The organism is Nonomuraea marmarensis (assembly GCF_043197025.1).
GTDB lineage: Bacteria > Actinomycetota > Actinomycetes > Streptosporangiales > Streptosporangiaceae > Nonomuraea > Nonomuraea marmarensis.
Window position 1 is genome coordinate 19,276 of record NZ_JBICRM010000055.1, and the last position, 23,246, is coordinate 42,521.

The following is a 23,246-nucleotide window of genomic DNA, read 5'->3' on the forward strand; positions in this document are numbered from 1 at the left end:
CAAGTTAACTTGACACTTCCTCCCGTCGCCGGTCATCGCTGGCTGTGGCGGGGATGGCGTTGTCGATGAGGACGGCGGCGATGGCGGCGGCGGCGGGGAAGGCGTCGGCGTTGAGTACCCGAGTGCGGGCCGCGGCGCCGTCGATGAGCAGCGCGAGCTGCTCGCCGAGTTGTTCAGGGTCGGCGGCGCCGGCTTCGCGGGCGGTGTCGGCGAGCCGCGCGGCGACGGCTTTCTTGTAGTCGCGTGCGTACTGGGATGCGGGGTGCTGGGGGTCGTGGAGTTCGACGGCGGCGGCGATGTAGGGGCACAGGGGGGTGGTGGGGGGGATGTCGAAGGCGGCGAGGAGCCGTTCGCGGGGCGTGAGGTCGGTGCGGTCGAACACGCCGGACAGAACGGAGGGGTCGAACCGACGCAGATACTCGGCGACGAGTTCTTCCTTGCCGGTGAAGTGCTGGTAGGCCGTGCGCTTGGACACCTGGGCCGCCGCGCAAAGCTGGTCCATGCCGGTGCGGTTGATGCCCTGCTCGCGGAACAGCTGCTGGGACGCGCTGAGGATGCGCTCGCGGGCGCCCCGGCCGCGGCGGCGGCCCTTGGGGCCCTTCTCCAACTCCGTCATGGGTCCATGGTACCCCAGCTGGGTAACGACCGGTGTACATAGTTGGCGTCCCGGCCGCCCGCCCAGTACTGTAAGCACACAGAGCGGTGTACATAACACCGTCACCCCAGGTGCGCACGGCACCACCGACCCAAAGGAGAGACCATGGGAAAGCTTGACGGCAAGGTAGCGGTCATCACCGGCGGCACCACCGGCATGGCGCTGGCCGGCGCGAAGCTGTTCGTCGACGAGGGAGCGCACGTCTTCATCACCGGCCGCCGCCAGGATGCCCTGGACGAGGCCGTGAAGCAGATCGGCCGCAACGTCACCGGCGTCCAGGGCGACGCCGCCGACCTGGACGACCTGGACCGCCTGTACGACACCGTCAAGCGGGAGAAGGGCAGCCTCGACGTGCTGTGGGCCAGCGCCGGCGTGGGCGAGCCCGCCCCGCTCGGCGAGATCACCGAGGCCCACTTCCACGCCGCGTTCTGGCTCAACGCCCGCGGCACCCTGTTCACCGTCCAGAAGGCCCTCCCGCTCTTCAACGACGGCGGCTCCATCCTCATGACCGGCTCCAACGCCTCCCTCGGCGCCTTCCCCGGCTGGAGCGTCTACGCCGGCAGCAAGGCCGTCCAGCAGGCCTGGGCCCGCGTCTGGCTCAACGAGCTCAAGGACCGCCGCATCCGCGTCAACGTCCTGACCCCCGGCCAGGTCGCCACCGCCAAGCAGGAAGAACTCTTCGACGAGGCCACCAAGCGCCAGTTCGAGTCCCTCATCCCCCGCGGCCAGATGGGCCGCCCCGACGAAATCGCCACCGCCGCCCTCTTCCTCGCCTCCGACGACTCCAGCTACGTCAACGGCATGGAACTCGTCGCCGACGGCGGCACCACCGCCATCTAAACCGAACAACGCACAACCAGGGCAGGACATCTCATGAGCAACATCAGCATCATCGGCACCGGGAACATGGCCCGCACCATCGGCGCGCGGGCGGTAGCGGGCGGCAACACCGTCGAGGTCATGGGCCGCGATCAGTCCAAGGCCGCTGACCTGGCCAAGGCTCTCGGCGGCGGCGCCACGACGGGAGAATGGGGCACCGCCCCGGCCGGGGACATCGTCATCGTGGCCCTGTTGTACGACGGTGTCGTGCCGGTCGTCGCCCAGTACGGAGACGCTCTCGCGGGCAAGGTTATCGTCGACATCAGCAATCCCTTCAATTCCACGTTCGACGGGCTAGCCCACCGCGAGGAGACCTCGATCGCGCAGGAAGTCGCCAAGGCGGCCCCGGCCAGCGCCAGCGTGGTGAAGGCGTTCAACACCATCTTCCGTCATGTCCTGGAGAAGGGTCGGCCCGACGTCTTCATCGCTGGCGATAATGCGCAGGCCAAGGCAAGTGTGGAGGCGTTCATCGAGAGCCTCGGGCTGCGCCCGCTGGACGTCGGCGGCCTGAAAATGGCGCACTGGCTGGAAGGAGCGGGCGTGGTCACGGTGGGCCTCGCCAACCACGGGGTGGGGAACTTGGACTTCGCCCTCAGCATCACCGAACTTCCCGTCTGAGCAAACGGTTGACGGATCACCGAAAGGACTCGCCAATGAAGCTTGGTTTCACACTTCCCATAGTCGGGCCCGCTATCAGCAGCGCCGCTGGCCTGAGCGCGTTCTGCCGCGGGATCGAGGACCTTGGCTACGACACGCTGTGGGTCGGCGATCGCCTGGTCCAGCCGGTCGATATGCATAGCATCTATCCGGGCAAAGAGCAGCCGTACCCGCCGCAGATGAAGCGTTACCTCGACCCGGTGCTGCAGGGGACCGTCGCCGCGACGGCGACCAGCCGGGTGCGGCTGAATGCCAGCACGCTCAGCACCTTCTACTAGGGGGTCAGAGAGATTTGGAACGGAATCCGGCGTTAACGGGGTTCCCGCTGGTCAGCGAGCCGAGCGTTTCCCTGCCTCCAAACGCGGCCCGCGCCGGATTCCGTTCGGTTCACAGCGCGACAGTGAGCTACTTACTGTCACAGTAGGTAGCACTTGGTAACGGTTGTGTTGCTCTGATGACGCTGTGTCTGCTGGGCCATACGTTGCGTGCATGCCTGTCGACTTCCTGAGCGACTCAGAAGCGGCGAAGTACGGCCGTTACGACGGTCCGCCCTCCCGGGCCGAGATGGAGAAGATCTTCTTTCTCGACAACGAGGACATGGCCCTCATCAAGGGACATCGCGGCCGGCACATCCGATGCGGCTTCGCCCTCCAGCTCGTGACCGTTCGCTATCTGGGGTGCTTTCTGGCTGATCCGCTGGAGGTGCCGAACGAGGTCCTGGACGTCGCCGCCGCCCAGCTGGGGATCGACGATCCGTCCTGCGTGAAGCGCTACACCGAGCGGGACAAGACACGGCTGGAACACACCTGGGAGATCGCCAAAGCGTTCGGGCTGAAGGACTTCGCCTCGGCCGAGGCCGAGCTGGCGGGCAAGATACGGGCGCACGCCTGGAACACCGGCGACGGCTCGTCCGGGACGTGCTCACCGAGCTGGCCGAGGAGCACCGCAGCGGCCGGGCGGTGCGGACGGTGGAACACATTCAGGACAGTCCGGCGGTCACCCACCGCCTGCGCGCCCTGCTGGCCGACGAACCAGGCGAGTTCGCGCACTTGAAGATCCGCGCAAGCAACGGTACCGGCTATGACAACCAGCCGTTCCAGCAGTTGCTAGTCCGCGGGCTGCGCAGCCGTACCCTGTTCTCGGCACAGGCGCTGAAAGACCCGAGCCAGGAAGCCTACGCGCGCCACTGGCACGACCTCCCCGACACAACCCAGGTCGGCCAAGGCGTTCCTGTCGGCCACGGTGACCCGGATCCCGATCGACGTGCTGCGCTCGGCCCGCGTCCGGCGCGAGGAGTACGTCGGGCCGTGGTTCCCCGAGCCGCTGCTCGCCGACCCTTATGAGGATCCGGCGCGGTCGGGGGAGCTGGCCGACTCGGTGTCGATGGCGGCCCTGTTGCTGCTCGAGCGGCTCAGCCCGCTCGAGCGGGCGGTCTTCGTACTGCGGAAGGTGTTCGACTTCGGCTTTCCCGAGGTCGCGTCGGCGGTGGGGCGCTCGGAGGCGGCATGCCGGGAGCTGGCGGTGCGGGCGCGGCGCCATATGGCCGCAGGCCGGCCCCGCTTCGAGGCGGTCCGCAAAGAGCGGGAGGAACTGGCGTCGCGGTTCTTCGACGCCCTCCGCGAAGGCGACGTCGCCGGCCTGCAGGAACTGCTCGCCGCCGACGTATCGATGGTCGGCGACGGCGGTGGCAAGGCCCCGCAGCTGGCCAGGGCCGTCATCGGCGCCGAGAACGTGTCCCGGCTGGTTGCCGCCGTCTTCCCCTGGATGGCCCGGATCGACGTGACGTTCGAGCCGCACGAGGTCAACGGCCAGCCGGGCGCGATCTTCCGCGACCGGGACGGCAAGGCGCCTCGATGTACTCGAGGGGCAGATCCAGACGATCCGCTTGGTGATCAACCCCGACAAGCTCGGGCACGTGGGCCCAGTAGCGGACGCCTGGGCCATCGACCGCGAAGTAAGACAGGCACGCCGGCCCACCGAATAGCCGCAACAGCCGACCGCACCTCGAACCCGCTACAAGCAGCTCAACACCTTCACCGGCAGGAGCGCTTTGCCATCGCGGGGTGAGGTAAGGAAGACGGCCGACACGCTGCCGCCCGATAGGGCGGCCGAGCACGACTGACCGTCCTCCAAGAGGGGCTCAGGCCGATGGCTACGCAGAGTTACTTTTCCTCTGGTCGCACGAACCCGACCGGAGGGCCTCTCTCCGGTTTCTGATGACCGTCTTCTCGCGAACGCGCCCCAGCCGCCAAGTAGCCCCGCGAGAGTGCCGTGCATTGACCACGCGGGATGATGGAGGCACAGCCCCTCGACTCGAACGGACGAACGTGCATGCCCAAGGACCTGGATGTGGTGGACCGGGAGATCATCAGGCTGGTGTCCACCCAAGGGCGGATCAGCCACGAGGAGATCGCGCGCCGTGTGCACGTGTCCCGTCCGGCGGTGCACGAGCGGGTCAAGCGTCTTGAGCGCGATGGCGTGATCCGCGGGTACCGGGCGGTGGTGGACTGGTCCGCTGTCGACCTCGGGCTGTGCGCCTTCGTGTCCGTGCAGGCCGACCATGATCAACTGGCTACGGTCATCGGCCGGCTGTTCGAGGTGTCCACCCCGGAGGCGGTGGTCGAGGAGTGCCACCGGGTGACCGGGCAGTGGTGCGCCCTTTTGAAGGTGCGGGCCGCCTCTTCTCTGGGCCTGCAACAGTTGCTCGATGCCATCGTGTCGATCGAGGGCGTCCGGCAGGTGGTCACCACCATCGTGCTCTCCTCGGTCGAGGCCGCTCCTGTCCGGTCGTGACGGGACAGACGATTCGTCGGCCCGGCGGGGGAATCATGCCTGTCGCCGTATCGATGCGCGACGGAACGTCGTGGTTCGTCCGCGCAGCTCCGGTGCCTGCAGTCGTGTCGCTTACAGTCTCTGACGACTGAGCCGGCTGGACCTCTGGAGGACGCGCCATGACCCATACCCGAGCCATCGAAATACCGGACGCGACGGGTGAACCTGATGCCTATGTCGCGGCGTTGTTGGCGGCTCTCGGCGACCGGAGCCCGGTCGACCAGCTCGCCGAGACCCCGGCAGAGGTACGCCGGCTGGTCGCCCGGTCTGCGCGAGGACCAGTGGAGCGCCCGGCCGGACGGCGAGTGGTCCCTCGAGCAGAACGTCGGCCATCTGTTCGACGTGGACATCTGCTACGGCTTCCGGATCCGGCTGATCCTCACCGGGGAGCGGCCGAGCTACCCGGCCTACGACGAGAAGCGGTTGGTGGCACTGCCCAAGCCGCCCTTCCCAGAGCTGCTCCAGGCGTGGGAGGCGATCCGCCGGGCCAACGTCGTGCTCTACCGCTCGATGGATCCGGCGCAGCAGGCCCGCACCGGCCTGCATCCGGAGCAGGGCGAGGAGCCGGCCATCCGGCTGGCGCAGAAGATGGCCGGTCATGACATCGCCCATCTCAACCAGATCATTCGCACCATCGAAGCCATCGGCTGAGCAGGCAGGAGATTCCGTGATGTTGCCCTGGGCCGCCGACCTGGCCGGACGTTTCGACCATGTCGTGATCGACAGCGTGCTGCTGCGCGACAACCCGCTCAAAGATCCGCACCAGCGGCCGCTGCTGGTGTACCTACCGCCGGGCTACGACGCCGAACGCGACCGGCGCTACCCGGTGATCTACGTGACTCCGGGATACAGCGGGCATGCCGGCATGTGGTTCAACCGGCAGCCGTTCCGGCAGCCGTACCCGGAACTGGTCGACGCGCTGTTCGCCGGCGGCCAGACGCCGCCCGCGATCGTCGTCTTCGCCGACGGCTGGACCGCCTACGGCGGCAGCCAGTTCCTGAACTCCCCGGCAACCGGCCGCTACCACTCCTACCTCTGCGACGAGATCGTGCCATGGATCGACGCCCGCTACCGCACCCTCGCCGATCGCGACCACCGGGCGCTGGCCGGCAAGAGCACCGGCGGCTACTGCGCGATGGTCACCTCGATGCTGCGGCCGGACCTGTTCGGCGCGCTGGCCACCCACGCCGGAGATGCGCTGTTCGAGGTCGGCTACCGGAGCGAGCTGACCCGGCGAGCCCGGTTGCTGCGCGACCTGTACGGCGGGTCCTACGAGCGCTTCCTCACCGACTTTCGGACCCGGCCCGCCGGGCCGAAGGCGGGAGATCTCGAGCTGATCGAGGTGTACGCCTACGCGTCGGCGTACTCCGCGGACGAGGACGGCACCGTGCGGATCCCCTTCGACGACACCGGCGCGATGGTGCCGCAGGTGTGGGAGCGCTGGCTGGCCTGGGATCCAGTGGTGATGGCCAGCCGGCCGGTGTACGCCGAGGCGCTGCGCTCGCTCCGGGCGATCTGGATCGACGCCGGCGACAAAGACGAGTACTACCTCGACTTCGGCGCGACCGCGTTCCGGCGAGCGCTGAAGACGGCCGGCGTACCGGACGAGCGGATCTTCTTCGAGCTCTTCGACGGCGGCCACGGCGGCATCGAATACCGCTATCCCCTCGCCCTGGCCTGGCTCAGCGAACGGATGGCCTAGCGATGGCACACCACGTCCCCGTCGCTCAGCACACCCACGAGCGCCGGATCCCTGGCCACCGGCTCGGCGAGAAGGACATGCTGTGGGCCTGGCTGCGCTTCGCCAGAGCGACGATCGCGGCGAAGGCGACCGGCCTGTCCGAATCGCACCTGCGCGCCAGGCTGGTGCCATCCGAGATCAGCATGGGCGGCCTCCTGACCCACCTCGTCACAGTGGAACAGCACTGGTTCGGCATCGTGCTCGGCGGCCAGGAGCACCCGATGCCGTTCGGAGCCGACGACCCGGACGGCGACTGGCGGGTCACCGAGGACGACGACCTCGATAGCCTGCTCGGCCGCTACCGCACGGCCTGCAGCGCCAGTGACGAGGTCATCGAATCCCTCGAACTCGACAGTATCGGCGCCCAGACCAGGGGCGATTACACCCTGCGATGGGCGATGGTGCACGTGACGATGGACATCAGCCGACATGCCGGACACGCGGACCTGCTACGCGAACTCCTGGACGGCCAGCGGGGCTGGTAGCGGGCGAGGTCCGTTTCGTAGCGCAGGCGTCACGCGCACAGGCGTCACCGTTACGCCCTCGCGAACGGCTTTGCGCCGCCCTCGGCACCATGCCCGCATCCGGCAGTGCAATAGTCGCCGTCGCCTGACGCTCGGCACCGACGACCTACTCGGTCCCGTACTCCGGGCAACACAGCCCTGGTCACGAGGTTGTGCGGTGCCAAAACGCGGATACTGCTGCTGAGCTGGGCGTTTGCAGGGCGGTCAGGCTGCCCTGCGGTACTCGCTGATCAGTCCAGTGACAGTCCTTCGACGGTGGATCCGGACGGTCATGTCGATCACTTCGCTGGAGTCGTGCATCGGCGGGCGGAGCGAACGGCCCTGATGCGGGCGATGCTGGTTGAAGTGGCGTTCATACGCGGCCAGAACTGTACGCAGGTGCCGTTCACCGTAGATGATCAGGTGGTCGAGGCATTCGCGCCGAAGTGTGCCGACGAACCGCGCGGCGAACGCGTTCGCCCGTGGCGAGCGCGGCGGAATCTTCAGGACGTGCACGCCCGCGCCGACGAGCACCTCGTCAAATGCTCTGCCAGACTTGCCATCCCTGTCCCGGATCAGGAACCGGAAGGCGTCGGCTCGCTCGCCCAGTTCCATCAGCAGATTGCGTGCCTGCTGCGCCGTCCAGGCACCGCTCGGATGAGCCGTGGCACCGAGGATGTGCCCGCGCCGCGTTTCGATCTCCATGACGAACAACACGTACAGGCGCTTGAGGAACACCGTATCGACGTGGAGAAAGTCGCATGCCAGGATGCCGGAGGCTTGAGAGGTGAGGAACTGGCGCCAGGTCGGTGAGGCCCGGCGCGGCGCGGGCCCCAATCCCGCCGCTGCCAGGACCCGGCGGACCGTCCCTTCCCCCACGCTGTATCCGAGACCGAGGAGCTCGCCCTGGATGCGCCGGTGTCCCCATCGTGGATTCTCCCGCGCCAACCGGACGATCAGATCGCGGATCTCTTCGGAGATTGGGGGTCGGCCCTGCTTGGCGGGGTAGGTCCACTTCTTCTTGACCAGCCTGCGGTGCCAGGCGAGCAGCGTGCCGGGCGTCACGATGCGATGCAGTCGAAGGCGAGCGGGTAACAGCCTTGCCAGCGCGGCCAGCAGCGCCCGATCGGCCCAGTTCGGCCTGGGCTGGGCGACCTGGCGACGCAGCACCGCGATCTCATGCCGCAACACCAAGATCTCCACCTCTTTGGAAGCGCTGCCCCGTGTGAGCAGCACCAGCCAGCCGAATACCCTGACCACCAGCAGATACAGAAGTCGAAACAGCACGAGAGTCAAGCCTAGAAGACCAGGTCAGACCCGCTGCATCAGTTCTGGCACCGGACAGGCCTGCCCATCGCCGACAGCACCCAAGAAGTGGCGCAGCGTATCGCCCCCGAGTCCCGCGTCGTCTACGTCGACAACGACCCGCTGGTGCTCGTGCACGCCCGCATCCTGCTTGCCGGCAGCCCGGAGGGCATGACCGACTACATCGACGCCGACGTGCGCGATCCCGACCCCGTCCGCCGATATGTCGCGGCGTTGCCACCGGGCAGCCATCTGGCGCTGTCTGACGGTGTCAACGTCAATCCGGCGCTGGTGGGGGCGGTGAGCTTCTACAATGAGCGGGCCGCCTTCCCCTACACGCTGCGCAGCCCCGAGCAGCTGGCCGGCTACTTCGAGGGGGCTCGAGCTCGTGGAGCCAGGCGTGGTCTCCGCGCCGCTCCGGCGACCGCCGCCGGGGACGCAACAGCCGCCGTCGGAAGTGATCAACGCGGTCTGTGGCGTGGGACGCAAACCGTAAAGGACACTTACCGATCACCAGATACCGGCATTGATTCTGTAATTGCGGGCGGTCCAAAGATCGGGAAGGCTGACCACATGGATGTTGACGGCAGGACGACGTCTGTGAGGACGGTCGGCCCCTACACCCTTGTCCGGCGGCTCGGTGAGGGCGGTATGGGCGTGGTGTACCTGGCGAGTGATCCTTCGGGGCGGCGTGTCGCGCTGAAGGTGATGAAGCCGGACCGAGCATTTCAGGAGGAGTTCCGGCGGCGTTTCGACAAGGAGGCCGAGGCGGCCCGGCGGGTGGCACGGTTCTGCACCGCGCCCGTGCTGGATTCCGGTGTGGACAATGGGCTGGCGTACCTCGTGACCGAGTACGTGGAAGGTCCCGACCTGGCTGCCGTGGTCGAGGCGCAGGGACCGTTCGTGGGCGCCAACTTGGAGGCGCTCGCGGTCGGTGTGGCCACCGCCCTCGTCGCCATTCACCAGGCCGAGGTCATCCACCGCGATCTCAAGCCCTCCAACATCCTGCTCAGCCCTCTCGGCGGGCCCCGCGTCATCGACTTCGGCATCGCTCAGCTCGCCGACACCCTGGGCACCCAGTCGTTGATCGGCACACCCGCCTACATGGCCCCCGAGCAACCCAGAGGAGAGCGGGTGAGCCCCGCGACCGACGTGTTCGCCTGGGGCGGCGTGATCACCTATGCGGGGACCGGCAGCCCGCCCTTCGGCCTGGGCGGCGCCGCTGAGTTGATGTATCGGATCGTCCACGATGCGCCACGGCTGGATGGCCTGGACGACCGGCTGCGTCCTGTCGTGGAGTACGCGCTGGAGAAGGATCCCAGCCGCCGTCCTTCCTCACAGCAGTTGCTGGACCGGCTGCTCGGCCGGGAGAGGGTAACGGTCCAGAGCGCCACGGAAGTCGTCGAGGAGATCTGGACTCCTGTCGAGGGATCCGGGACGATCATCGCCGCCGAGGCGTTGCGAAGGAGGCGGCGGCGATGGATCCCCGTGGCCGCGGTTCTGGCCGCCGTCGCTGTGACGGCGGCGGTATTGCTCGTCGTGCTCTGGCCGGGAGGGCCGGGCGATCGGTTGTCGCAGGGCGGCGCGCTGGCTCAGCGTGACGTGCCGAGGAATGGCTACAACCTGCAGGTACGGATCGACTCGCTGAGCCGCGACGGCAAGACCGTGACGCTCGAATGGTCGGTGAAGTTCGTTTCCGCGAACAACGCGGGCGGCAGGTGGGAGCCAGGGTCCGCTTTCGGGAAGAACGTGGGTCTGCCCACCTACAGCACCGACGCCGTCGTTCTCATCGATCCGGCCACCGGCGGCAGGCACGCCACCGCGAGCAACGATGCCGGCTGTCTGTGCTCGGACCTGCGCGGCAGGGCTTGGACGAGCGGCGAGACCGCGTCCTTCTACAACGCCTTCACCGACGTGGCGCCAACGGCCGAGGATGCGAGCGTGGACATCCCCGGCATCGGCCTGTTCCGGGGCATCCCGATCGAGGCCCGGTAGTGACATCGTGCGGTGGGCGTTCGCGTCCTGGGCGGTGGGGGAGGCCGGACCGTCGAAGCCCTGGCCGGCCGGATCGGAATTCCCGGCCCCGCACCCCCGCGGCGTGATCGGCACTCCAGCGTGCGCCGCCGCCCCGGCCGGCTCACGAGCCCGAGCGCCCGACCGTCCCACATTCACAGCCCACCGCACCCGTACGTTGCGGCTCACGTCTCCTTACCCGTGAAGGCTCGCGGCGCAGCAGGGCTGCCACGTTGTCGGCGAACCAGGCGTAGAAGTCGTCGGCTCGGTCGAGGTTCGCGCGAACCGTCTGGCACCACTCCTCCCGGTCGAGCACCGCGAGGTAGTCCCGCAAGAGCCGACCGTGGCCGACCGGGTGGCCAAGACGGTGGTGTGGATGTATCTGGAGCACCGAAGGTCGAGCCGATCTTCCATCCGGACTCCTATGGCTATCGGCCGGGCAAGTCGGCGTTGGATGCGGTCGGGGCGTGCCGGATCGCGGAGACGTCGAACTTCAGCGTCACCTTCTCGCTGACCAGGACCCCGGTCGCGGCGTTCCAGTTCACGCCCCAGTCCTTGCGGTTGATCGTGACGCTGCCCTCGAAGCCGACCCGGAAGTCGCCCCACGGGTCGTTCTCGGCGCCGGTCAGCTCGAAGTCCACGGTGACCGGCTTGGTCACGCCGCGGATGGTCAGGTCACCGGTGACCTTGAAGTTGGTCTCGCCGACCTGCTTCACCTTGGTCGAGGCGAAGGTGATGGCCGGGTGGTCGTCCATGTCCAGGAACTTGCTGCGCAGGTGCTCGTCGCGCTGCCGGTTGCGGGTCTGGATGCTCTTCGCCTGGATCGTGAGCTGGGCGCTCGACTTCGACGGGTCGTCGCCGTTCAGGTACGCGCCGCCCTCGAACTCGTCGAACTGCCCGCGCACCTTGGTGGCCATCGCGTGCCGGGCGACGAACCTGATCCGGGTATGGGCGGTGTCGAGAACGTAGTCACCGGTCAGCTCGCCGAGCTTGAGGCCATGCGGGAGTTGCGCGCCACCCTGGAGGTGTTGCGCGACACGGACGAGCCCGCAGGCAGCGGCCTGAACCACCTGAACAACCTCATCGCCGGGTCAGCTCGGCAGGGCTGCCCACGACGGTGACGGTCACCGGCCATGCCTGCCCGCTCACGTGGAGCGCGCCGCCTACCGCATCGTCCAAGAGGCGCTGACCAACGTCTCTCGGCACGCCGGGCCCGCCACGGCCACGGTAACCCTCACCTACGGCGCGCAGGATTTGACGGTCCAGATCGACGACGACGGCCTGGCCTCACCAGCCTGCCCGCCCGTCCCGGGCAACGGCCTGACCGGCATGCGCGAGCGTGTCACCGCGCTCGGCGGAAGACTGCACACCCGTCCTCGCCCGCACGGTGGCTTCACCGCCCGCGCCGAACTCCCCACCGAGGACCTCTCGTGATCCGTATCATCCTCATCGACGACCAGCCCCTCATCCGCGCCGGCTTCCGCGCACTGTTGGAGGCCCAAAACGGCTTGGAGGTGGTCGGCGAAGCCGCCGACGGCGCCCAAGGGCTGGCGCTGGTCCGCGCGCACCTGCCCGACGTCGCCCTCATCGACGTGCAGATGCCTGGCATGGACGGCATCGAGGCCACCCGGCAGATCGCCGCCGACCCGAAGCTGTCCGGCGTCCACGTGATCACCCTGACCAGCTACGGGCTGGACGAGTACGTCTACGAAGCCCTGCGTGCCGGTGCCACCGGTTTCCTTGTCAAGGACACCGAGCCGGGCGACCTGCTGCACGGGATCCGGGTGGCCGCCCGCGGGGAAGCACTGCTGGCACCGGCCATCACCCGCCGCCTCATCGCCGAGTTCGTCTCCCGCCGCCCGCAACCAGCCCCCAGCAGGGGCGGACCAGCTCACTGAGCGCGAGCATTAGGTGACCGTACTGGCCGCACGCGGGCTGTCCAACGACGAGATCGCCGCCCACCTGGTGATCAGCCCGGCCACGGCCAAGACCCACATCAGCCGCGCCATGACCAAGCTGCATGCTCGCGACCGCGCCCAGCTCGTCGTCTTCGCCTACCAGTCCGGCCTAGTCAACCCTCGCGATACCCACCCACCCAGGCGATGCATTGTGTAGTTCCTACTGACTTGGCACTGGAGTGCACGGCCATCTCATCGAGGATCTCTGTGGAGAGAACAGCTCATAGGCGGGGGTGCCGACCTCGCCACTGCCATTGGCGGTGCGCACCCGCGACGGGCGAATCGGCAGCCGGCGGCCGCCCAGCGCCACCGACCCAGCGTCGCAGCCGTGCCGGACCGCTCTACAGCCGGGGTTGTGCTTGCCACGTGGGCCCTACAGGGGCGGTGACGTCTTCGTCCAGCAGCGCCAAGCCCGCAGAGCGGGAGTCCGCTACCCAGCCTCCGCGCACAAACCGCGCACGCAAAGGGCAGTCGAGCAAGGCGCGCGGGTGAACACAGGTGGCATCCACGATGCCGGCGGCAGACAGGAATTGTCAGCGCACGCGGTCTGCGCCCAGCCGCCCCATATCATAATAGACCGACAGACGGTTTATTATTGTGTGGCGGAACGTCAACCTAGCGACGGTTATGAAGGGAGGTCCGCCGGGTCGATGAAAGTGTTAGTTACTGGTGGCACCGGCGTGCTGGGGCGCGAACTGGTGCGACGGCTGGATGGCCGGGCCGAGGTCCGCGTGCTGAGCCGGCGACGGCCCGAAGGGTCGGGGTTCGTACGGGGTGATCTAGAGACCGGAGAGGGCCTTGCCGCCGCTGTCGACGGTGTCGATGTGATCGCGCATTGCGCGAGTGCGGCTGACTACCGCCGCCCGCAGCGTGATGTAGCGCAGACCCAAGGACTGCTGGATGCCTTGGGAGACGCGCGCCCGCACCTGGTCTACGTCTCGATCGTGGGGGTGGACCGGGTGCCGTTCGGGTTTTTTCGAGCCAAGCTGGAGTCCGAGCGTGTGGTCGAGGAGTCGGGGCTGCCGTGGACGGTGCTACGTGCCACCGAGTTCCATGACCTTTTGTTAATGTTTTTGATGAGGCTGGCCAAGGGGCCGATCGCGATAGTGCCACGTGGGGCGCTCTTTCAGCCAGTGGATGTGGGTGATGTCGCCGACCGCATGATGGAGCTGATTCTGGGGCCGCCCGCCGGCCGGGCCCGCGAGCTCGGAGGGCCGCACGTGGAGTCCATGGCCGACTTGATGCACGCGTACTTGGCCACGGCGGGTCGGCGCCGCCGAGTCGTCAAGATCCCAGTGCCGGGACGCGTGGGGGCGGCATTCGGTCTCGGCGACCACCTGCTCACCAACGGCGACCGGGGTACGGTGACCTTCGATGACTACTTACGTGCACGCGCCAGTTCGGGTGGCCTCATCGAACGCCCCTATGCCCACTGACGCGCGTACACAAGTGATTCCGATATGGCGCGGACAGTAAATGCGGCGGCGTATGCGCGCCGCCGCGACGAGTTCCTCGACGCTGCTCAACGATTGATCGAGTCCAAGGGCTACGAGCAGATGAGTATCCAGGATGTGCTGGATGAGGTCGGCACCTCCCGGGGTGCCTTTTACCACTACTTCGGATCGAAGCAGGAGCTGCTCCGGGCTGTGGTTGAACGCTTCGGGAAAGCCGTGGCGGCGCTCCTTGAGCCGATCGTCGAAGACCCCGGACTGTCCGCGACGGGCAAGCTGCGCGGCGTCCTCGCTGAACTGATGGCACGCAAAGATCAGCGGCGCGAGGTTCTGGTGAGCACCCTGCGGGTCTGGTACTCCGACGGCAATGCGCGTGTTCGTCAGGGAGTCCGCATGGGGATCATCGATCAGCTCACCCACCTGTTGCGGCCTATCCTCGGGCAAGGCATGGACGAGGGGGTGTTCGTGATTCCCGATCCCGAGGCGATCATTCGTGTCTTGGCTACGCTGATCCAAGATCTGAACGACGACCTCGCGGATCAGTTCTTCGCGCTTGAAGATCGCGATGTCGACATGACGGTGGTGGAGCGGACCGTTGCCGGGTATATGTGGGCGGTCGAGCGGATCCTCGGTGTACCCCACGGCTCGGCCGTGCTCGCCGACATGAAGATGTCGCGTGCCTGGTTCGATTCGATCCGAACTGAGAAGGACATGGCTTGGCCCACGATCGCGGGTGACGGCTGAGCGCAGGCCGCTGACCTGCGTGTGCTGTGCCAATACCCGTGTACGGTGGTTGACCTGCGGTTTATCCTCGCTCCTTGTGTGCTTCCGTCTGCTCTACCTGATCTTCATCCGAGTTGTGGGCTGGCTGATCCTGCTGACCTTGCGCCTGCCGAAAACTCCATCCGTGCAGGTCAAGCCGCATGTGAGTACTCGTGGCGGACGCCGCCGAGCCGGTCTCGTCGGCGTATGTTCAGGTCGATGATTCGCTCGGGATCCGTGATTGGATTTGGGACAGGACGCAGCGTGTGGGGCTCAATAATAGGATTCGGTGTCTGACCTGACCCTGCCGATTCTCGGTGGTTTCAGCTGGCGATCTGGTACTCGTTGATGAGGCCGCCGAGGATGGCTCTGCGGTGTACTCGTTGGGTGGTCAGGCCGATGGGGGTGGGCGGTCTGGTTTCGGCTTGCGCTGGGGACAACTGTCCGATGCTGCGGTGAGGTCGGGCGGTGTGGTAGTGCTCCAGGTAGCGGGTGAGGGTTCGGCGGAGATGGTGCTCGTTGAGGATGAGCATGCTGTCCAGGAGTTCGCGGCGTAGGGTGCCGATGATCCTTTCGCAGTGTGCGTTCGCTTTCGGGGCTTGCGGTGGGCTCTTGAGGACGCGCAGGCTGGCGTCGGCGAAGACCGTGTCGAAGGCTTCGGTGAACTGGCCGCCGCGGTCGCGGATCAGGAACTTCAGCTTCTGCATGTCGGTGTCGGTGGCGGTGTTGATGAGGAAGTTGCGGGCGGCCTGGGCGGTCCACGGCCCGGTGGGGTTGGCGGTGACGCCGAGCAGGTGGGCGCGGCGGTTGCCGTGTTCGAGCATGATCAGGGCGTACAGGCGTGTGAGGTTGACGGTGTCCACGTGCAGGAAGTCGATGGCGACGATGTGCTCGGCCTGGGCGGTCAGGACTGCTTCCATGTCGGCCCGCTGCGGCGCGGAGCGGGGTCGATCCCGGCCTGGTTCAGGATGTTCCAGACGGTAGATGCCGAGATCTGGTGGCCGAGGCGGGTCAGTTCACCATGGATGCGTCGGTGGCCCCACTCCGTGTTCTCCGTGGCCATGCGCAGGATGAGGGCCTTGACCGCAGCCGCGGTGGATGGCCGTCCGGGACGGCGACGGTTGCTGTAGTCCCACTTGTTCGCCACGAGTGTGCGGTGCCAGGCCAGCAGTGTGGCCGGGGTTATTGGGAAGATCTTCCCCCAGAGCTGACGGGGTATCAAGTGCGAAAGTGCCGCAAGCCACAGGCGGTCAGCTGGTTCGTACCGCACCCGTGGGACCTGGCGGCGTAGGACCGCGTTCTGATGTCGGAGCACCAGCAGTTCCGCCTCCTTGGAGACGTCGCGGCGTAGCAGCAGTGCGGGCAAAGAGAGCAGGCGCCGGGTGATGGCGTACACCGTGGACAAGATCACGATATATGATCCCAGCCGACCCGGGCTGGCCGCTCGGTGCCCTGGGCCCTTCCGCCCACCCGACGAGGGGCTCTGCGCTGGTAGTGATTCGAGTTCTTGAGCCCCACAGGGTGCTGGAGCTGATCGTCGTGCTGGTTCGCTCCGAGTTGTCCAAGGACGCCGAGCTTTTGGTGCTGCGGCACGAGAACGCGGTGCTGCGCCGTCACATCACCCGTCCCCGCTGCGAGGCCGCCGATCGATTATGGTTGTCGGCCCTGTCCCGGCAGATTCCCCGGGTCGGCTGGGCGACGGTGTTCCCGGTAACGCCGGGCACGCTGTTGCGGTGGCACCGGCTGCTGGTCGCCAGAAAATGGACCTGCCATCACCGGCACCGTCCCGGCCGTCCGCCGACGCAGGTGTCCGTCAAGAAGCTGATCCTGGCCGTGGCCCGCGACAACCCGAGCTGGGGGCACAGGCGGATCCAAGGCGAGCTGTCGCGCTTGGCGTACAAGATCGCTTATTCCACTGTGTGGGAGATCCTGAACGCCGCGGGGATCGGCCCCGCGCCGCGCCGATCGGGCCCGACCTGGCGGGAGTTCCTGTCGGCCCAGGCCCACCGTATTCTCGCGTGTGACTTTCTCACCGTGGACACGGTGCTGCTCCGGCGGATCTATATTCTGATCTTCGTCGAGCAGGGGACCCGCCGCCTGCACATCGCCGGGGTGACCACGCAACCGACTGGTGCCTGGGTTGCTCAGCAGGCGCGTAACCTGGCGATGGACCTGGGCGAGCGGATGGATGCGCTGCGATTCCTACTCCGGGACCGCGACAGCACGTTCGCCGCCGGCTTCGATGCGGTCTTCGAAGCCGAGGGCATGGAGATGGTCAGGAGTCCGCCTGGCGCGCCGAGAGCCAACGCGATCTGCGAGCGCCTGGTGGGCACGTTACGCCGGGAGCTGCTGGATCGGATGCTGATCTACAACCAGGGGCACCTGCGTGCGGTGCTGAAGGAGTATGCCCTGCATGACAACTCCCATAGGCCGCACCAGTCCCTGCGGCAATGCCCGCCGGAGGGTCGCGTGGACACGCCTCTGCTTGCTGACGACCTTGATGCGCGACGCATCCGGCGCAAACCGATCCTCGGCGGCCTCATCAACGAGTACACCCGCGCCGCTTGAGTCAGCAGAGAAGCCCAGGCCAGAGCACGATCCCATTTTCGAGCGGGACAGGGCGACTCATACCTCTCGCCGACCAGCAACGCCATCCGTGGGACAAGGCCGCGATCGCCCAAGGCCAGGGCATCCTCGCCAGTACCTGCCGCCATGACATCGGCGTGTGGACGGGCAGCGCGGACGCTATCGGGCCCGAGCACCATGGCCGAGCGGTCTCGGTCACCGCGCTGCGTGGGCCGTCGGACGAGCCAGGCACTTGTTGGGCCTGGATGCCGACTGCGCCGGCTGGAAGTGTTGAGTTGAGCCGGCCGATGAGCGGCATCCGAAACGGCGCAGGTCACAGCTGACGTGAAGGTTCAGCGGGCCGGCCGTACATCAGTTGAAGCTTCGAAAAGGGGGCTAGCGTGAACGTTTTGATCACTGGTGGTACCGGATACATCGGTACTTCCGTCCTTCAGGTCCTTCGCTCGCGTGGACACCTGGTTCGTGCGGTCGTCCGCAGCGACGAGTCGGCGAAGGCGGCGACCGACGCCGGCGCCGAGGCGGTCGTCGGTGACGTGACCGACGTGGCGTGGCTGACCGGGCAGTTGCGCGGCGCGGACGGCGCGATCCACCTCGCCGCGCTCGGCCAGGATGGTGACGACGCGTTGATCGCTGCTGTGCTGACGGCATTCGAGGGCACCGACAAGCCGTTCGTCTACACCGGCGGTATCTGGACCTGGGGCGACAACCCAGACATCACGGAGGAGAGCGATTACAGGTCTGCCGCTCTCACCGCATGGCGCGTTGAGCGGCAGCGGCGGGTTCTCGAGTCGGACCTCAAGGCCTCGGTGATCTCGCCGTCGGTGGTGTACGGCCACGGCAAGGGCATTCCGGCCGGGATGTTCACTTACGGACCGCGTACCGAGGATGGAGCGTTGCCGCTCATCGGCTCTGGAGAACAGCACTGGTCCACGGTCCACGTCGAGGACCTCGCGGAACTCTACGTCGACGTGCTCGAACGCGCTCCCGGCGGGGAGCTCTACATCGCGGCCTCCGGCGTCAACCCCACCGTGCGGGAGATGGCACAGGCGGCGGTCGGTCCCGAGGGCACCCTGGCGCCGGAGTCCGCCGACGAGACCCGCACACGACTGGGCGAATTGTTCGCCGAAGCACTTCTGCTCGATCAGCAGGCGCAGGGTACGCGGGCGAAGCAGCGGTTCGGGTGGAGCCCCAGCCGGCCCACCGTGCTCGAGGAACTGGCCGCGAACTGAACGCCACCGTTTTGTGGGCGTGGGCGGTCACCGGTGGACCGCCCATGGTCCGCATGCTCCGACGGGACGGCTCCGTGCCGTCGGCTTGAACAGGCGGATGCGACGTGCCCACCGAGTCTCAGGAGAGACCATGCGTTCGTTTCACCTAGGTCGGTCCACCGTCACACGCGTCGGATACGGCGCCATGCAGCTGGCCGGTCCAGACGTCTTCGGGCCACCCGGCAACCGGGACGAAGCATTGGCCGTGCTGCGAACGGTGGTTCAGGCCGGGGTCAACCACATCGACACGGCGGAGTATTACGGGCCTACCATCGTCAACGAGCTCATCCGCGAGGCGCTGTACCCGTACCCCGATAACCTCGTGATCGTCAGCAAGGTCGGCGCACGCCGGGACAATTCGGGTGCCGTGCTGGCCTACGACGCACCGGACGAGCTACGCCACGGCATCGAAGACAACCTGCGGACACTCCAGATCGATCAGCTCGCGGCGGTCAACCTTCGTCTGATGGACTCCGCCGATCCGGACACGAAGTTCGACGCGCAGCTCGCGGCAATGATCAAAGCGCGGGACGACGGACTGATCGCCGGCATCGGTCTGAGCAACGTCCGACTCGCCCACCTCCAGCGGGCGCTGGCCGTCACCGAGGTCGTCTGCGTACAGAACTCGTTCAGCCTGGTCGATCGCAGTTCAACGCCGGTGCTGTGGGAGTGCGTCCGGCGCGGGATCGCGTTCGTGCCGTACGTCCCGCTGGGCTGGCCGAGGCAAGGCCGTGGGGTCATCTTCGGCAACCCGACCGTGATCCGGCTTGCCCACGAGTACGGCGCCACACCGGCCCAGATCGCGTTGGCCTGGCTCGCCGGGCTCTCCGAGAACGTGCTGCTGATCCCCGGTACCGCGTCGCTTCAGCATCTGCGGGAAAACGTCGCCGTCGAACGCATCGAACTCGACGATGACGCGATGGGCCAACTCGATGCAGCTTTCTCTTGAGTCGTCCGTGGCCTACCGCGTCGCGTCCACGGTTCCAGCTCCCCCTTCGCAAGCAGGCCGACCGGCGTGAAGCGCCGCGGTGTCATCCGTTGTCCATCGTCAAGGTCATGTCCTGGGTGCCGACCACGTAGAGCAGCCGGAGCGCGTTGTGGGAGGGGCTGCCGCGTTCGGCGGTGAAGCAGACGAGGTACTGGTCGCGCATGGGGACGGCCAGGGTGTCGCAGTTGAGCTGCAGCGTGCCGACCACAGGGTGCTGCATGATCTTGTGGTGGTGGGAGCCGCTCTCGACGTGGTGGTCGTCCCACAGCTCGGCGAATTCGGCGCTCTCCTTGTGCAGCGTGTTGACCATGGTGCGGATCTGCGGGTCGGTGGGGTAGCGGCCCGCGGCGACGCGGAGCTGGCCGACCGCGAGCCGGCCGAACTCCTCGGCGCCGGTCATGCCGTAGTGCCGGGCGGCGGGGTCGGGGTGGAGGAAGTGGCGGTAGATGAGGTTGCGGCGGGCCGGTGGCACGGCGGAGAAGTCCTCGAACAGCGCGGCGGCGAGCGGGTTCCAGGCGATGACGTCGTAGCGGGCGTTGACCACGAACGCCGCGATGTCGGTCATATGCTCCAGCAGATTGAGCACCGTGGGCGGCACGTCCGAGCGCGGTCCGGCCGGCGACTCCGGGGCGACGCCGGCGAGTTCGAACAGGTGGACGCATTCGTCCATGCTGAGGCGCAGAGCACGGGCCAGCTCGCTCAGGACCCGCCGGGAGGGGCTGGATCCGCGGGCCTGTTCCAACCGTGCGTAGTACTCGACGGAGATGTGCGCGAGCCGGGCGACCTCTTCGCGGCGCAGCCCGGGCGTGCGCCGTGCGGTGCCGGCCGGCAGGCCGACGTCCTGGGGTCGCAGCTGCTCCCGCATGGTTCGCAGGAATTCGGCCAGGTCATTGCGGTCCATATCTACCAGTATCGCCCTCGCCGTCATCCTTGCCAGGCACAGACTGTGCGTGGATGACCCGGGCGTCACCAGCTAAGGCGTGATCGAAGTCGATTCGCAGCACGCCTCGGGGCCGCCGGCGTACCGGCAAGCCCGAGGCGTCGGTGGCTTTCGTCGGCGCGTTACGGATGGATCTGTGAGCCGAAGCCGAGGTCGAGGCGGATCGACTCCAGGATGACGAGGGTGCTGCTGGCGGTGAACACGTCCGCGGCGGCCAACACCCCGGTGTACTTCGCGACGACCGGTGCGGCGGCGTAGTCGGTCACGGCGTCGAGGTACGTCTTCACGGCGGCCCAGGTGTTCGCGCCGTACTTCACGAAGTACGGTGTCGGGTCGACGGTGGCGAGGGCGGTACGCACGTTCGCGGCGATGTCCGAGACGTACTGCTGGTGCAGGATCACGTCGTCGCGGTTGCCGAGCCGGCCCAGGTGCCCGGCGATGTAGTGCTTCCACGGATAGGACAGGGCGGTGGCCGGGGCGGCCATGAAGCCGGGGATGTCTTCGCTGAGGTTGAGGTTGTAGATGGGCACCCAGCCGGGGAGCGCGACGTCGACGAGCATCAGTGTGTCGTGGTCGGGCAGGTGGATGTAGATGTTGTCCGGGCTGTGGTTGGTGCCGTGCCAGGCCAGCTTGATGCTTTGCCCGCCGACGCGCAGCGTGTAGCGGTCCTTGAAGGTGACGTCGGGTGCCGGTCGGGCCGGGTCGTTGTCGCGCAGCAGCAGCCTCCTGGTCTCGGCATGGCCGATCCGCACGACGTCGCGGCCGAAGAGCGAGGAGGCGCCCAGGTGGTCGGCGTGGTGGTGCGAGTACACCAGGTGCGTCACCTTGTTGGACACGCCGTCGGCGGCGGCGATCTGGTCGATGGCCCGCTGCAGGTTGTGCCCGATGGTCGGGGGCGCGTCGAACAGCACGACGCCGTCGCGGGTGGTCAGGAACGCCGCCTGGTACGTGCCGTCGGTGACCCAGTACAGGTTCCGCTCCACCCGCCCGACGTAGTAGCCCTGCTCGTTGAGGGCGGGGCCGAGCGCCGACGGTGGGACGGGCGCGTAGTCGGGCAGGGTGGTCTCGGCCGCCGCGGGTTCGGCCAGGGTGCCGCCCGCGAGCGCCGCGATCGACGGTACGGCCATGACGGCGGCGGTGCGGGCGAGGAACGACCGCCGGCTCGAGGAGTGGTCGGATGCGGACATGGTTGTCTCCGTTGAAGGGTGAGCGGTGGACCGCACACGGGGGTCGGTCTGGTGGTCTCAGCCGACGGTGAGAGCGTCCTTGTGGGCGGCCAGCCAGTCGCGGAAGGTCTGCAGGCCCGGGTGCAGGTCCCGGACGAGGCCCAGGTCGCGGGCGCCGGTGAAGGCGTCGGCGGCCTCGGTGTAGTACTGGAACATGTTGCCGATCTCCGCGGCGGCGGGAATGCCCAGCGCGCGGAACTGGTCGTGGGTCAGCGGCCGGTAGGCCACGGGCTCGCCGTACAGCTCGGCGAACGCCGCGGCCAGTTGCTCGCCGGTCAGGTGCTCACCGGCGATGCTGACCGCCGCGCCGATGAACTCCTCGCCACGGGCGAAGATCGCCAGTGCGACCCGGCCGATGTCCTCGGCGGCGATTCCCGCCAACGCGCTGTCTCCCATCGGCAGGGTCAGCACCAGGCGGCCGGCGTCGTCGCGGCTGGGGGCGAAGCCTTGCAGGAACGCCTCCCAGTAGAAGGTGGTGCGCAGCAATGTCGTCGGCACGCCGAGGTCGACGAAGAACCGGTCCGCCTCAGCCTTCGCGTCGAAGTGCGGAACGGTGTAGGACCCCTCGAGTACCGGCACCCGCGCGTCGGTGACCGGGATGTGGGCGCGGGTGTCCTCCAGCGTCGACCAGATGACATGCCGCAGCCCGGCGTCCTTCGCTGCCCGCGCCGCGTTGCGGGCCTGGGCCAGCTCTGTCTCGGCGGACATGCCCTCCCAGTAGTTCGTCACCACGTACGCGCCGTACGCGCCGGCGAACGCCCGGCGCAGGCCGGCCTCGTCGCCGAGGTCGGCCTCGACCACCTCGGCGCCGCGGTCGGCCAGCGCACGAGCCTTGTCCGTACCCGCGCGGCGGGTGATCGCGCGAAGCGCGAACGGGCCGTCCGGGTCCGCCAGGATGGCGCTCGCCAATCCGCCACCCTGCGCACCCGTGGCCCCGACCACCGCGATGATCTTCTTCTCGGACATCTTTCAGTCACTCCATATCCTGTCAATGCGACGGGCCCTTGTGCCCTGTCACGGCTCGATTGTGCGAGCGCACCGGAGGGGCAACCAGGCACGGATTGGGCGAGGCTCATCGCAAACGAACAGGGTGGGGCCGCGCGGCGAGGTTCCTGCTTGACAGGCCCTTTTCCGCGCGGCCTCCCTCCGAACCACGCGGACTGGTTTCCCAGTACGTGGCTCTCCAGTGATCTATGCCGCGTTCGCGGTGGGTGCGAGTGCGAAAATCACGTCCGACGGTCTCACCTGCAAGTCTTTGATAAGCAAAGATCATCTCTTAAGCGGACGCTCAAGCGATGTTGTGCAGTCGCTCAATCGAATTGAGCGACTGCACAAGTCGATTTGAGCGATCGCTTAGCCTGGATCCACGGCGTGAATTCTGTTGATCATTTTGGGGTCCAATTCCTCGATGAGGGCCGTTCCCGCAGTTGGCAGCCTGGTTTTGGGCGTGGGAGGGCCGCCGTGCGCGGGTCGCGGCCTGTC

Annotated in this window: 25 protein-coding genes and 1 pseudogene; 17 read left to right on the forward strand and 9 right to left on the reverse strand. The window is 67.5% G+C overall.

The genetic code is table 11. The annotated features are described in order from the left end of the window. Positions 1-4 precede the first annotated feature (4 nt). Positions 5-616 (reverse strand): TetR/AcrR family transcriptional regulator, encoded by a 612-nt coding sequence (locus ACFLIM_RS46980; protein WP_393176796.1) that lies wholly within the window; start codon positions 614-616, stop codon positions 5-7. Between the two features lie 144 nt (positions 617-760). Here ACFLIM_RS46980 and ACFLIM_RS46985 point away from each other — a divergent pair, with 144 nt between their 5' ends. The 9 genes from ACFLIM_RS46985 (at position 761) to ACFLIM_RS47025 (ending at position 7,249) form a co-directional block, all read left to right on the forward strand. Continuing rightward, entirely contained in the window at positions 761-1,495 is a 735-nt protein-coding gene (locus ACFLIM_RS46985; protein ID WP_189316376.1) for an SDR family NAD(P)-dependent oxidoreductase, read from the forward strand. Between the two features lie 33 nt (positions 1,496-1,528). Then, positions 1,529-2,152, forward strand: a complete 624-nt coding sequence (locus ACFLIM_RS46990; protein ID WP_138712430.1) for an NADPH-dependent F420 reductase — start codon at positions 1,529-1,531, stop codon at positions 2,150-2,152. 35 nt (positions 2,153-2,187) lie between these two features. After that, a complete protein-coding gene (locus ACFLIM_RS46995) occupies positions 2,188-2,469 on the forward strand; it encodes a hypothetical protein (RefSeq protein WP_393176798.1) in 282 nt (93 codons plus the stop codon). Positions 2,470-2,680: 211 nt separating this feature from the next. Next, on the forward strand, positions 2,681-3,244 hold the full coding sequence (locus tag ACFLIM_RS47000; protein ID WP_393176800.1) for a DUF4158 domain-containing protein: 564 nt from the start codon (positions 2,681-2,683) through the stop codon (positions 3,242-3,244). A gap of 189 nt (positions 3,245-3,433) precedes the next feature. Then, positions 3,434-4,258 (forward strand): sigma factor-like helix-turn-helix DNA-binding protein, encoded by an 825-nt coding sequence (locus ACFLIM_RS47005; protein WP_393176802.1) that lies wholly within the window; start codon positions 3,434-3,436, stop codon positions 4,256-4,258. Between the two features lie 285 nt (positions 4,259-4,543). Continuing rightward, a complete protein-coding gene (locus tag ACFLIM_RS47010; protein WP_393176804.1) occupies positions 4,544-4,984 on the forward strand; it encodes an Lrp/AsnC family transcriptional regulator in 441 nt (146 codons plus the stop codon). Positions 4,985-5,197: 213 nt separating this feature from the next. Then, positions 5,198-5,674, forward strand: coding sequence for a DinB family protein (locus ACFLIM_RS47015; protein WP_393176807.1), 477 nt, complete (start codon positions 5,198-5,200; stop codon positions 5,672-5,674). A 19-nt stretch (positions 5,675-5,693) separates the two neighbouring features. Next, on the forward strand, positions 5,694-6,725 hold the full coding sequence (locus ACFLIM_RS47020; protein WP_393176847.1) for an alpha/beta hydrolase: 1,032 nt from the start codon (positions 5,694-5,696) through the stop codon (positions 6,723-6,725). Positions 6,726-6,727: 2 nt separating this feature from the next. Further along, positions 6,728-7,249 carry a DinB family protein gene (locus tag ACFLIM_RS47025; protein ID WP_393176810.1) on the forward strand — a complete coding sequence of 174 codons (522 nt, stop codon included), beginning with the start codon at positions 6,728-6,730 and terminating at the stop codon, positions 7,247-7,249. A gap of 243 nt (positions 7,250-7,492) precedes the next feature. On the opposite strand, the gene ACFLIM_RS47030 is transcribed toward ACFLIM_RS47025, so the two are convergent. After that, positions 7,493-8,554, reverse strand: coding sequence for an integrase core domain-containing protein (locus ACFLIM_RS47030; RefSeq protein ID WP_393176850.1), 1,062 nt, complete (start codon positions 8,552-8,554; stop codon positions 7,493-7,495). Positions 8,555-8,641: 87 nt separating this feature from the next. On the opposite strand from ACFLIM_RS47030, the gene ACFLIM_RS47035 reads away from it, so the two are divergent. Continuing rightward, a complete protein-coding gene (locus tag ACFLIM_RS47035) occupies positions 8,642-10,567 on the forward strand; it encodes a protein kinase domain-containing protein (RefSeq protein ID WP_393176812.1) in 1,926 nt (641 codons plus the stop codon). 142 nt (positions 10,568-10,709) lie between these two features. Here ACFLIM_RS47035 and ACFLIM_RS47040 read toward each other — a convergent pair whose 3' ends face one another. Then, positions 10,710-10,919, reverse strand: a complete 210-nt coding sequence (locus ACFLIM_RS47040; RefSeq protein ID WP_393176814.1) for a hypothetical protein — start codon at positions 10,917-10,919, stop codon at positions 10,710-10,712. A gap of 94 nt (positions 10,920-11,013) precedes the next feature. Next, the gene (locus ACFLIM_RS47045) at positions 11,014-11,655 is read right to left on the reverse strand and encodes a YceI family protein (protein WP_393176816.1); all 642 of its coding nucleotides are present in this window, start codon (positions 11,653-11,655) and stop codon (positions 11,014-11,016) included. A 79-nt stretch (positions 11,656-11,734) separates the two neighbouring features. Here ACFLIM_RS47045 and ACFLIM_RS47050 point away from each other — a divergent pair, with 79 nt between their 5' ends. The 4 genes and pseudogenes from ACFLIM_RS47050 (at position 11,735) to ACFLIM_RS47065 (ending at position 14,738) form a co-directional block, all read left to right on the forward strand. Next, entirely contained in the window at positions 11,735-12,019 is a 285-nt protein-coding gene (locus tag ACFLIM_RS47050; RefSeq protein ID WP_393176819.1) for an ATP-binding protein, read from the forward strand. Then, positions 12,016-12,700: pseudogene (locus tag ACFLIM_RS47055) on the forward strand (response regulator). The gene ACFLIM_RS47050 and the pseudogene ACFLIM_RS47055 overlap by 4 nt, the downstream one beginning before the upstream one ends. 331 nt (positions 12,701-13,031) lie before the next feature. Beyond that, a complete protein-coding gene (locus ACFLIM_RS47060) occupies positions 13,032-13,979 on the forward strand; it encodes an SDR family oxidoreductase (protein ID WP_393176822.1) in 948 nt (315 codons plus the stop codon). A gap of 24 nt (positions 13,980-14,003) precedes the next feature. Continuing rightward, positions 14,004-14,738: a TetR/AcrR family transcriptional regulator gene (locus ACFLIM_RS47065; protein ID WP_393176825.1), complete on the forward strand. Its 735-nt coding sequence runs from the start codon at positions 14,004-14,006 to the stop codon at positions 14,736-14,738. A gap of 341 nt (positions 14,739-15,079) precedes the next feature. Here ACFLIM_RS47065 and ACFLIM_RS47070 read toward each other — a convergent pair whose 3' ends face one another. Then, the gene (locus ACFLIM_RS47070) at positions 15,080-15,676 is read right to left on the reverse strand and encodes an integrase core domain-containing protein (protein WP_393176827.1); all 597 of its coding nucleotides are present in this window, start codon (positions 15,674-15,676) and stop codon (positions 15,080-15,082) included. Continuing rightward, entirely contained in the window at positions 15,661-16,152 is a 492-nt protein-coding gene (locus ACFLIM_RS47075; protein WP_393176829.1) for a helix-turn-helix domain-containing protein, read from the reverse strand. The genes ACFLIM_RS47070 and ACFLIM_RS47075 overlap by 16 nt, the downstream gene beginning before the upstream one ends. Before the next feature lie 125 nt (positions 16,153-16,277). On the opposite strand from ACFLIM_RS47075, the gene ACFLIM_RS47080 reads away from it, so the two are divergent. The 3 genes from ACFLIM_RS47080 to ACFLIM_RS47090 all read left to right on the forward strand — a co-directional run bounded on the left by ACFLIM_RS47080 (position 16,278) and on the right by ACFLIM_RS47090 (position 19,559). Then, positions 16,278-17,324 (forward strand): integrase core domain-containing protein, encoded by a 1,047-nt coding sequence (locus ACFLIM_RS47080; RefSeq protein WP_393176831.1) that lies wholly within the window; start codon positions 16,278-16,280, stop codon positions 17,322-17,324. 398 nt (positions 17,325-17,722) lie between these two features. Next, a complete protein-coding gene (locus ACFLIM_RS47085; protein ID WP_393176834.1) occupies positions 17,723-18,571 on the forward strand; it encodes an NAD-dependent epimerase/dehydratase family protein in 849 nt (282 codons plus the stop codon). A gap of 130 nt (positions 18,572-18,701) precedes the next feature. Beyond that, positions 18,702-19,559 carry an oxidoreductase gene (locus ACFLIM_RS47090; RefSeq protein ID WP_393176836.1) on the forward strand — a complete coding sequence of 286 codons (858 nt, stop codon included), beginning with the start codon at positions 18,702-18,704 and terminating at the stop codon, positions 19,557-19,559. A gap of 82 nt (positions 19,560-19,641) precedes the next feature. Here ACFLIM_RS47090 and ACFLIM_RS47095 read toward each other — a convergent pair whose 3' ends face one another. The 3 genes from ACFLIM_RS47095 to ACFLIM_RS47105 form a co-directional block, all read right to left on the reverse strand. Beyond that, on the reverse strand, positions 19,642-20,499 hold the full coding sequence (locus ACFLIM_RS47095) for a helix-turn-helix domain-containing protein (RefSeq protein WP_393176839.1): 858 nt from the start codon (positions 20,497-20,499) through the stop codon (positions 19,642-19,644). Between the two features lie 161 nt (positions 20,500-20,660). Further along, positions 20,661-21,725 (reverse strand): MBL fold metallo-hydrolase, encoded by a 1,065-nt coding sequence (locus ACFLIM_RS47100; protein WP_393176841.1) that lies wholly within the window; start codon positions 21,723-21,725, stop codon positions 20,661-20,663. Between the two features lie 57 nt (positions 21,726-21,782). Continuing rightward, positions 21,783-22,730, reverse strand: coding sequence for an NmrA/HSCARG family protein (locus tag ACFLIM_RS47105; protein ID WP_393176843.1), 948 nt, complete (start codon positions 22,728-22,730; stop codon positions 21,783-21,785). Positions 22,731-23,246 lie beyond the last annotated feature (516 nt).